The sequence below is a fragment of the Paraburkholderia sp. BGA-UO-ETr-F12 genome, from assembly GCF_059567945.1.
In genome coordinates, this window is the sequence record NZ_JCAQOZ010000052.1 from 61,700 (window position 1) to 71,779 (window position 10,080).

Consider the following 10,080-nt stretch of genomic DNA (forward strand, 5'->3'; position numbering starts at 1 on the left):
CTGATGCCGAAGCTCATCCATGTGATTGGCGCCGGCCTCGCCGGCCTGGCCGCAGCGGTGCAATTGCAGCGCCGCGGCGCGCAAGTCGTGCTGCATGAGGCGGCGTCCGAGGCTGGCGGCCGTTGCCGTTCGTATTACGACGCCCAACTGGGCGCGACCCTCGATAGCGGCAATCACATGGTGCTGTCGGGCAATACCGCCACGCTCAACTATGTGCGCGCGATCGGCGCCGCCGACGAACTGGTCGGCCCGGCGCAGCCCGACTATCCGTTCGTGGATCTCGCGACGCAGGCGCGCTGGATCGTACGCATGTCGCCGGGCCTGCTGCCCTGGTGGATCTTCGACGCGAACGCGCGTGTGCCCAATACCGGCCCGAGCGACTATCTGACGCTGCTGCCGCTGCTGTTCGCGAAGCCCGCGCGCACTGTCGCGCAGACCATGCGTTGCAATGGTCCACTGTGGGACCGTCTGCTGCGGCCGCTGTTTCTCGCAATGCTCAATGTCGAGCCGCGTGAGGCGTCGGCGGAGCTGACGGGTGCGATGGTCAGGGAAACGCTCGTTGCCGGCGGTCTCGCGTGCCGGCCGCTGATAGCGCGCAATGGTTTGAGCAGTGCGTTTGTCGACCCGGCGCTGCGTCTGTTGCAGCATGGCGGCGCGGCAATCCGGCTCGGCTCGCGTCTGCAGGATATGGTGTTTGCCGACACCGGCCCGGCACGCGTCTCGGCACTGAATTTCGCGGACGAAAGCATCGCGCTCGACGCGAACCAGGCCGTGGTGCTCGCGGTGCCGCCGGACGTTGCCCAGACGCTCGTGCCCGGCTTGCGCTCGCCCGCTCGCTTCGCGGCAAACGTCAGTGTGCATTTTGCCGTCGAGCCGCCGTTCGGTATGGCGCCCGTCACGGGACTGCTCAATGCAACGGCCACCTGGCTGTTCGCCTTCGAGGGCCGCGTGTCGGTCACCGTGAACGCCGCCGAGCGTCTGCTCGACATTCCGCACGAAGCGCTCGCCAAAACCGTCTGGGCCGAAGTGGCTCAGGCCGCCAATCTGCCGGTCGAGCCAATGCCGGCCTGGCAGGTCGTGACGGAACCACGCGCGATGTTTGCCGCTTTGCCGGATCAGGAAACGCTGCGCCCCGGCACGCGCACTCGCTGGAACAATGTGATGCTCGCGGGCGACTGGACGGCTACCGGCCTGCCCGCGACGATCGAAGGGGCGATCCGCTCCGGCCAGAAGGCCGCGGACACGCTGCTGAATCAACCGATGGAACGCCGATGAACGACTTATCTCAAGCTCAGCCGCTGGACGCCGTCCTGCCTGGATTCGCCGAGGCGGCGCCGAATGTGCCGAACCTGATGCCGGATGCCGCCTCCGCTACCGCGTCGCAAGCGGTCGCAACGTCGCTCGATGCCGCGATCACGCGCGCCACCGACGCAATCCTCGCCGCGCAGAATCCGGACGGCCACTGGGTCTACGAACTCGAAGCCGACGCGACGATTCCCGCCGAATATGTGCTCCTCGTCCACTATCTCGGTGAGACGCCGAACCTGGAACTGGAGCAGAAGATCGCCCGCTATCTGCGCCGCATCCAGATGGCGGACGGCGGCTGGCCGCTCTTCACCGACGGCGCGCTCGATATCAGCGCCAGCGTGAAGGCGTACTTCGCACTGAAAATGATCGGCGACTCGCCGGATGCCGAGCACATGGTTCGCGCTCGCGAAGCGATTCTGGCGAACGGCGGCGCGGAAACGGTGAACGTGTTCACGCGGATTCTGCTTGCGCTGTTCGGCGTGGTGTCCTGGCGCGCCGTGCCGATGATGCCCGTGGAAATCATGCTGTTGCCGTCGTGGTTCCCGTTCCATCTGTCGAAGGTGTCGTACTGGGCGCGTACGGTGATCGTGCCGCTGCTGGTGCTGAACGCGAAGCGGCCGGTGGCGCGCAATCCCCGTCGCGTGCGTATCGACGAGCTGTTCCGCGGCGCGCCGGTGAACACCGGCATGCGCGAGCGGGCGCCGCATCAGCATCAGGGCTGGTTCCGCTTCTTCAGCGGGGTGGACGTCATGTTGCGTATGGTCGACGGCCTGTTCCCCAAGGTGACGCGCGACCGCTCGGTGCGCGAAGCCGTGCGCTTTGTCGACGAACGGCTGAACGGTGAAGACGGCCTCGGCGCGATTTTCCCGGCCATGGCCAACTCGGTGATGATGTACGACGTGCTCGGCTACCCGGCCGATCATCCGAACCGCGCGATTGCACGCCAGTCGATCGAAAAGCTGCTGGTTATCAAGGATGACGAAGCATATTGTCAGCCCTGTCTGTCGCCGGTATGGGATACCTCGCTCGTGGCGCACGCGCTGCTCGAAACCGGCGAAGCGCATGCCGAGCAAGCGGCTGAACGCGGGCTCGCATGGCTGCGTCCGCTGCAGATTCTCGATGTGCGCGGCGACTGGATCTCGCGCCGTCCGAATGTGCGTCCCGGTGGCTGGGCGTTCCAGTACAACAACGCGCACTATCCGGACGTCGACGATACGGCGGTCGTGGCGATGGCAATGCAGCGCTCGGCGGCGCTGACGCAATCGGATGTGGATCGCGAAGCCATTGCGCGGGCGCGCGAATGGGTGGTCGGCATGCAAAGCAGCGACGGCGGCTGGGGTGCGTTCGAACCGGAAAACACGCAGTACTACCTGAACAACATTCCGTTCTCCGATCATGGCGCGCTGCTCGATCCGCCAACCGCGGATGTCTCCGGCCGCTGCCTGTCGATGCTCGCGCAACTCGGCGAATTTCCGAAGACCAGTGAACCGGCGCAGCGCGCGCTCGATTACATGCTGAAGGAACAGGAAGCGGACGGCAGCTGGTACGGCCGCTGGGGCCTGAACTACATCTACGGCACGTGGACCGCGCTGTGTTCGCTGAACGCCGCCGGTTTGCCGCACGACGACCCGCGCATGAAGCGCGCCGCGCACTGGCTTCTGTCGATCCAGAACGAGGACGGCGGCTGGGGTGAGGGCGGCGAGAGCTACAAGCTCGACTATCGCGGCTACGAGCGCGCGCCGAGCACCGCTTCGCAAACCGCGTGGGCGCTGATGGGCCTGATGGCGGCGGGCGAGGTCAATCACGAGGCGGTGGCGCGCGGCGTCGCGTATTTGCAGCGCGAACAGCGCGAGCACGGCCTGTGGGATGAAACGCGCTTCACGGCGACGGGGTTCCCGCGCGTGTTCTATCTGCGTTATCACGGCTATCGCAAGTTCTTCCCGTTGTGGGCGCTGGCCCGTTTCCGTCATCTGAAACGTAACGGGCTGACGCGCGTCGCGGTCGGGATGTAACGGATGACGTTTTCGACTACGCCGGCAGCCGGTATCGGCCACGGCGCGTTGCCGGTGATCGTGGTGACGGGGATGGCGTTCGAGGCGCGCATCGCGCGCGGCAACGGTGTCGAGGTGGTCTACGCGGCGCGCGCCGATCTGCTTGAGCGGGCGTTGAGTGCAGCGGTCGCGCGCGGTTGCTCGGGGATTGTCAGTTTCGGCACGGCGGGTGGTTTGGCGCCCGATCTGGCGCCGGGCACGCTGATCGTTGCGGAGGCTGTCGAGGGACCATTTGGGCGGCTCGAGACCGACCGGCCATGGGCCGACAGGCTCGCCGCCGCATTATCGACGGGACCGCTCGCGGCACGTTTGCGACGCGGCCTGATGGCGGCGGTGACCGCGCCTTTAGTCAGCGCTGACGACAAGGGCGTGCTGCATCGCTCGACGGGCGCTTTGGCCGTCGACATGGAATCGCACATTGCCGGCGCCACGGCCGCTGCGCATGGGCTGCCTTTTGCGGTGTGCCGCGCGATTGTCGATCCGGCGTGGCGGACCCTGCCTTCGGCTGCAACGGCGGGCTTGCGCGACGACGGCACGACTGCGTTAGGGCCGATTTTGCGGGAGCTGCTGCGGCAGCCGTCGCAGCTCGGAGCGCTGATTCAGGTCGCGGTCGATGCGCGCGCGGCGCGGACCTCGCTGGTGCAGGCGCGGCATGCTATGGGCGAGGCGGGGGTTTTGCGGTTGGGGGTTGCCTGAGGGGCGCCGTTTGCGGTGGCTGCGCTGCCGCTCTTCGCTGGTAATTCAGTGTCTGTTGAAATACTAGGGAAAACCCTTATATTTGGTACAATGTCAGTGTTAACCCTAGGTTCGGGCGCCTGCTCAACCTCGGTGCCTTCAGACACGGAGTACCAGATGAATTTTCATACCAGGAAGTGGGTCAAGCCCGAAGATCTCAACCCCAACGGTACGCTGTTCGGTGGCAGCCTCCTGCGCTGGATCGACGAAGAAGCCGCTATCTATGCAATCTGTCAGCTCGACAACCAGCGGGTTGTGACCAAGTTCATGTCCGAGATTAATTTTGTCAGCTCCGCGAGGCAGGGAGACATCATTGAACTCGGGATGACGGCTACGCATTTCGGTCGTACGTCTATTACGCTTCGGTGCGAAGTGCGCAACAAGATTACCCGGAAGAGTATTTTGACCGTCGAGAAGATGGTATTCGTTAATCTCGATGAGAAGGGTGAGCCGGCGCCTCATGGGCGAACGCAGATCCGATATGCGGATGAGGCGTTTGCCAGGTATCAGGGGGCGTCTTTGCCTTTGCAGGCTGCGGCTGGCTCTGATGATGAGGTTGGCGCTGCGCGGGCTGAGGTTGAGAGTCTGCATTAAGGTTTGTTTTTTTTGCCTTTCCTTGTTGTGTTAGTTAGTGGTTTATTAGCGTTGCCCCTGTGCGGCGCATTTCTACCGTTTCACTGAGTTGCTTGGTATCCCATAAGCCAACAAAATCAGGCCCTTACGTTGCGCGACGGTGTTTGAGGTTGCAGCGGGGCTCAGGTGGAATTTCTCCTAATCTTGCCCTACGCTCCGTTGTTCAGCCTCAGACCAAAAACCAACGAGGGCACACCATGGCACGTCACACCATAAATCAGAAGTTTGTCGAAAACCTTCATCGCCAGAGTGGCACCGGCAAGTATCAGGAATTTGCAGATGACGCGCTACGTGGCTTTGGCGTGAAGGTCACCCGCGGCGGCATAACCATTACTACCGCTGGACGGCACCAGGCGACAAACACCCTCGCACGACGGTGGGCCACTATCCCGGCATAGCCCCGAGCGCGGCGCGTGAACTAGCGAAGAAGCAAGCCGCGACGACGATGTAACGATACCGACGAAGCGAGCCGCGCGTGACGCGAACGCTGACCGGGCCAAGGTGGTCCCGACCGTGGGGGAGTTTCTGAGGGAAACATACGCCCAATACTTCCACGGCAAGTCAAAAAATAAGGATGGCGCGAAGCGAACCATCACCGACCGTTGCAACGATTTTGCTGCGCTCATGTGATGAACGTTGCAATCAGCGCTACCTGATTGAATTGCTTGTCGAGACTGCAGAAAGCTACGAACGCGAACTTGAGTGTGATCGAGAGCTATACCAGGTGATTGCACTCGACTCACGCGGTATTCCGCACAAACGCATTACTGCTCGTAATGCCGAGAAGTTGCTTTCTGAAGCATCCGCAACGTGTGACCAAGACACGCGCGAAACCCCGAGCGCTGTTAAACAGCGCTCCATAGAGTTGGCACACTAGCCCCCACACGGCGGTGACGCCGCATAGCCGGTAAGACGGCGCAAGAACATGCGTCGTTCCATTACCTTCCGACTCGTATCGTCTGACTGTCCTCACGGAAATTTCCTGGTCTTCACCGGATGGGGCTGATTGTTACTTTGGATTCCTCTGCTTACGCTCGTAAACATTACGATTGATTACGAGGGTTTCAATTACATAACCTTTGCAGGCCCACGCCAAAGGTTAGGGAAACACGCGCTTTCGCTGACGGCTTTGGTGCAGCGCGAGGCAGGAGATGTCTGAAAACAAAAACCTCAGGGACGCCATTATGCGAAATACGAGACGTAAAGAAACACAGGGTCCGCATTCCACGTCCGGTCAACCCCATCTTTCAAACACGGCGGGAAAGCAACGAAGCGTTGCAACCGCCGTTGCCGCTGTTCTTCTTTCTCTCGCGCTTGGTGCATGCGGTGGAAGTAGCGGCGGGGATTCGACAAAACAAACAACGCCGCAATCGCAAGAATCGAAAACGCTTGAACAAACAGCCTCGCTGGCGGCGCAGAACCCGACCACTCCGTTGGCACTGTCCCTGAAGATGAATACAAGCAATCTTGGAGCGGACGCTTCCGTGGATCGTTTCATCATCAAGTACAAGGATGGCACCTCAGAGAACAAGTCAACCTCGGCAGTGCAGTCCCGGCTTGACCGGTTAAGCGGGGCATTCCCGGCGAAGGCCCGCCACTCGCGCCGCATGGGCATCGGCTCTGATGTTGTGCAGACTGCACGCAAGTTGAACGGCGCGGAGGCAAGAGCCTTTATGCGCGCTGTCGCTTCGGACCCGGATGTGGAGTTCATTGAGCCGGATAGGGAAATGTCCGTGATGAGCGCGCCGAACGATCCCGAATATAGCCGTCAGTGGTATCTGGCATCGAACCAGAATCCCGGCCAAAAAATGGCCGGAATACGGGCTGAGGGAGCATGGGACGTGGGCACTGGTGCCGGCTCGGTTATCGCTGTGATCGATAATGGTGTCACCAATCACAGCGACCTGAACGCAAACTATTTGCCTGGCTATGATTTTTGGTCTAGGACGAGCGGGGGGCAATGGGATGAATCCAGGTATCACTGGGGAAACGAGTTGCAAAACCACGCTGTGGCACGGTACACACGTTGCTGGTATCGCGGCGGCGCTGACAAACAACGGCATCGGTATCGCAGGGATCGCACCTGCAGCAAAGATCCTATCGGTTCGCGCGATGAACGCTTGCGGGCGCGGCGTTGACTCGGATATCGCAGACGGAATCACTTGGGCCGCTGGAGGAAGTGTGCCCGGCGTGCCTACCAACTCCAACCCTGCGAATATCATCAATCTAAGCCTTGGAGGCGTTGGTGACTGCGGCAGGACCCTTCAGAGCGCCATCAATTTTGCGACCAGCAAGGGGGCCGTAGTGGTAGTCGCCGCTGGCAACAATGGCATCGACGCGACAAACTGGTCTCCCGCAAACTGCCAGAGCGTCATCACGGTCGGCGGTAGCAACGGTAACGGCACAAATTACGTGACATCAAACTTTGGTCCATACGTAGACGTAGCTGCGCCTGGCGGCACGATCTGGTCTACCTATAACAGCGGCTCTGTCGCACCGGGCGTGGAAAGCTACGCTTACATGGACGGAACGTCAATGGCCGCCCCTCAGGTCGCCGGTGTGGTCGCACTCGCACGGTCTGTTGCACCCAAGTCGCTAACTACTGCGGAGATGCGAACCTTGGTGCAGCAGAACGTTCAGCCATTCGCTCCACAGCAACCAGATCAACCGATTGGCTCGGGCATTCTGGACGCGACCGCAACGGTAAACGCAGCGAAATCGGGAAAGATTCCGTCAGCGGCCGACTTTACCTGCTCACAGCATTCCGAAATGATGCAGATCACCTGCACGGACCTCTCCACTGCAAGAGGTAGCGCGACTATTGTTTCCTGGGCATGGAATTTCAGCGCAGGTAGCACGGATATGGTGAGAACTCAATCGTTAAACCCGTACGTGAATTACGAATATGCTGGTGTTTATCCGATCCGTTTGACCGTCACGGATAGCAACGGCGCCAAGAGTACATACACGCGCCCATTTTTGGTGAAACCACCTGCCATTTTCTCAATGGACTTTGGCAGATCTACCACGCTGTTTCTGGAAGACGGTCATATGGTCTACTACGAGCTTACTGTCCCGACGGGTACGAAGAGCATTAGCGTAACGCTCGCACCCGGGCAGCCGAGTGATACGGCATGGCTCTATCTCAAGGCAGGAACGCCTACGGTGTTGAACGCGAACTGTCAGTCAGGCATGGGCGGAGCCAAGACCGCGAGTTGTACGATGGATAACCCGGCTGCTGGGGTCTACTACGCGATTGTGTCTGCACATGCGAACCTTCGCAGTACGCTGACGACCAATCTCACGAAATAACAAAAAAGAAGATAAACACGTTCGACATGATCCCTGCATCGCGATGCAGGGATCATGTCGAGTCCGCGATACACCATGTGCGCAAACACCGAAAGACTCTCATGGAAGCTCGCATGACTAAAATAAATACCGTTCTGTTAAATTCACTTCTCGCGCGCGCTGATGCACGGTTCGGTGCTAACAAGATGCATAACGTCGAACTACCACTCGCTTCATGCCAGCTTCGTGACAGCTTGACGCTGATCGAATCACTCATAAAGGCAAACCGCCCCGACCAGTTGGAAGCCGCGATCGCCCAAGTTAGAGCCCGATTCTGCAAGGACGCAGATGCGCTCAAGGATCTCGCACTTCTACTGAACAGAAGTGACTATTTCAAGGAAGCGTTAGACGTCGCTCGGCAAGGGCTTGCACTGGATCCTGACCATCCGTTATTGCATCACAATGCGGCCCGCGCCCTAAGCATACGCGGTGATCCGGCCAGCAGCAGGCACCACGGAGAAGAGGCGACCAGATTACTTCCTGACGTCCCGCAACTAAAGTTTCAACTCGCGGGAACCCTACTGGCGCTAGGGGAATTCGACGAAGGCTGGAGAAGGTATAGAGCGTTCCACGATATACCGGAAAACGCGAAGGACCTCGTGAGGCCACCCTATCCAGAATGGAGCGGCCAGTCAGTCGAGGGTTGCCGTTTCCTGATGGTCGGCGAACAGGGGCGCGGGGATGAGATTCAGTGCTTGAGATTCGCGGATTGGCTGCATCGCCAGGGTGCAATCGTAGACGTGCTTGTTAGTCGGCCAGTCGCCGAGTTGGCGCGGAGCATGAAATCTATTAGCACGGTTCACGTTCACCTTCCTAGCGTCCACTATGATTTCTGGAGTTACATGCTCCGAATGCCAGGGCATATGAAGTTAGACCTGACAATGCTTCCTGGTCGTGTCCCCTACGTCTGCCCGCCTCCGCAATCGGTAATCCACTGGCGAAAAATCCTTGAAGCAGTTTCGCCGCGTATTGCCGGCGAACGGCGGGTCGGAATAGTGTGGGCTGGCAGTCCTTATCATGTTCTAGACCGGTTCCGCAGTGTTGAGCTTGGCAACATGAAACCAATTTTCTCCCTTCCTGGCTTAACCTGGTTTTCCGTGCAGAAAGGTGAACGTGAGCGTGAAACCGAGAGCCTCGGGGTCGATTTCGACGTGTACACACTTGGGCCGCAGATTGAAGACTTTTCCGATACGCTTGCAATCCTGCATTCGCTTGACCTCCTGATTACTGTAGACACGTCCGTCGCGCACCTCGCGGGCGCAGCGGGCCTGCCTGTATGGACACTGGTTCCAGCCTATACGGAATGGCGATGGCTTACCGACAGAACCGACAGTCCATGGTATCCGTCGATGCGGCTGTTCCGCCAACGTGACCTCGGCGATTGGACCGCCGTGATTGAGGAAGTGCGCGACGCGCTGTGCGAGTGGAGCGAGACGCCGCACTCCCGTACTTCATAGGTCATGTCGTCCGCAATCGTCTAAACATGCGAAACGTTTCACTGCTGCCGCTGTGATGGACCGCGCACCACAGACTGAGATTGAATTCGCGCTGCGGCTTTCGCCCGGTCACAGCGCTTATGGCGCGCAGGCGTGAGCGGCGCACCGATTCTCCAGTGTCGGGCTTTAGCAGGAACTCGCCGCGCTGAAGTTGTTCAACTTGTCGTGCCAGTGAAACTTTGCCCCGTTCTCTAACGCGCGAACGCCCCCCGATCCTCTGGATCGCGCAAGGCGCGCCTCGTTCGCCCCGCTGTCCATGCCCCGTACTCCCTATATGGATCGACAGACGTGAGATGCGCCTCATCCGACGAAACACCGGCACGCGCTGGATAGCTGCGCGCCGTCAAAACACACTGTCGGACTGAGGGTAACCGTCAGTCTTTACGTAAGCGCTGCACGAGCGCCGTCTTGACAGGCGCGCGGGATCTTCAGGCGTTTGCGCGAAGCTGGTCCGCAACGACCCACGGCATGAGTTCGTCAACGCGGTTGATCGCGTGGTCGGCGAT

Annotated in this window: 9 protein-coding genes; all 9 read left to right on the forward strand. The window is 60.2% G+C overall.

Annotation, left to right across the window (positions count from 1 at the left end; all coding sequences use genetic code 11):
• The first annotated feature begins 3 nt into the window (after positions 1-3).
• The 9 genes from hpnE to AC57B6_RS23860 all read left to right on the forward strand — a co-directional run bounded on the left by hpnE (position 4) and on the right by AC57B6_RS23860 (position 9,535).
• The gene (gene hpnE / locus AC57B6_RS23820) at positions 4-1,275 is read left to right on the forward strand and encodes a hydroxysqualene dehydroxylase HpnE (protein WP_030103704.1); all 1,272 of its coding nucleotides are present in this window, start codon (positions 4-6) and stop codon (positions 1,273-1,275) included.
• A complete protein-coding gene (gene shc, locus AC57B6_RS23825) occupies positions 1,272-3,320 on the forward strand; it encodes a squalene--hopene cyclase (RefSeq protein WP_030103705.1) in 2,049 nt (682 codons plus the stop codon). The genes hpnE and shc overlap by 4 nt, the downstream gene beginning before the upstream one ends.
• A gap of 3 nt (positions 3,321-3,323) precedes the next feature.
• Positions 3,324-4,055, forward strand: a complete 732-nt coding sequence (locus AC57B6_RS23830) for a phosphorylase (RefSeq protein ID WP_030103706.1) — start codon at positions 3,324-3,326, stop codon at positions 4,053-4,055.
• A gap of 156 nt (positions 4,056-4,211) precedes the next feature.
• Positions 4,212-4,688 carry an acyl-CoA thioesterase gene (locus AC57B6_RS23835; protein ID WP_028195962.1) on the forward strand — a complete coding sequence of 159 codons (477 nt, stop codon included), beginning with the start codon at positions 4,212-4,214 and terminating at the stop codon, positions 4,686-4,688.
• A 236-nt stretch (positions 4,689-4,924) separates the two neighbouring features.
• On the forward strand, positions 4,925-5,125 hold the full coding sequence (locus AC57B6_RS23840) for a hypothetical protein (RefSeq protein ID WP_149029732.1): 201 nt from the start codon (positions 4,925-4,927) through the stop codon (positions 5,123-5,125).
• Positions 5,126-5,301: 176 nt separating this feature from the next.
• Positions 5,302-5,604 (forward strand): hypothetical protein, encoded by a 303-nt coding sequence (locus AC57B6_RS23845; protein ID WP_341459124.1) that lies wholly within the window; start codon positions 5,302-5,304, stop codon positions 5,602-5,604.
• A 274-nt stretch (positions 5,605-5,878) separates the two neighbouring features.
• A complete protein-coding gene (locus tag AC57B6_RS23850; RefSeq protein WP_496422220.1) occupies positions 5,879-6,865 on the forward strand; it encodes a hypothetical protein in 987 nt (328 codons plus the stop codon).
• Positions 6,774-8,039 (forward strand): S8 family serine peptidase, encoded by a 1,266-nt coding sequence (locus tag AC57B6_RS23855; RefSeq protein WP_496422221.1) that lies wholly within the window; start codon positions 6,774-6,776, stop codon positions 8,037-8,039. The genes AC57B6_RS23850 and AC57B6_RS23855 overlap by 92 nt, the downstream gene beginning before the upstream one ends.
• A gap of 113 nt (positions 8,040-8,152) precedes the next feature.
• Entirely contained in the window at positions 8,153-9,535 is a 1,383-nt protein-coding gene (locus AC57B6_RS23860) for a tetratricopeptide repeat protein (RefSeq protein ID WP_281662787.1), read from the forward strand.
• The last annotated feature ends 545 nt before the right edge of the window (positions 9,536-10,080 follow it).

Bases quoted from the DNA above. Each gene is read 5' to 3' on its own strand.
- hpnE (WP_030103704.1), top strand. From the start codon at position 4: ATGCCGAAGCTCATCCATGTGATTGGCGCCGGCCTCGCCGGCCTGGCC.
- AC57B6_RS23850 (WP_496422220.1), top strand. From the start codon at position 5,879: ATGTCTGAAAACAAAAACCTCAGGGACGCCATTATGCGAAATACGAGA.
- AC57B6_RS23845 (WP_341459124.1), top strand. From the start codon at position 5,302: ATGGCGCGAAGCGAACCATCACCGACCGTTGCAACGATTTTGCTGCGC.
- AC57B6_RS23840 (WP_149029732.1), top strand. From the start codon at position 4,925: ATGGCACGTCACACCATAAATCAGAAGTTTGTCGAAAACCTTCATCGC.
- AC57B6_RS23830 (WP_030103706.1), top strand. From the start codon at position 3,324: ATGACGTTTTCGACTACGCCGGCAGCCGGTATCGGCCACGGCGCGTTG.
- AC57B6_RS23860 (WP_281662787.1), top strand. From the start codon at position 8,153: ATGACTAAAATAAATACCGTTCTGTTAAATTCACTTCTCGCGCGCGCT.
- AC57B6_RS23835 (WP_028195962.1), top strand. From the start codon at position 4,212: ATGAATTTTCATACCAGGAAGTGGGTCAAGCCCGAAGATCTCAACCCC.
- shc (WP_030103705.1), top strand. From the start codon at position 1,272: ATGAACGACTTATCTCAAGCTCAGCCGCTGGACGCCGTCCTGCCTGGA.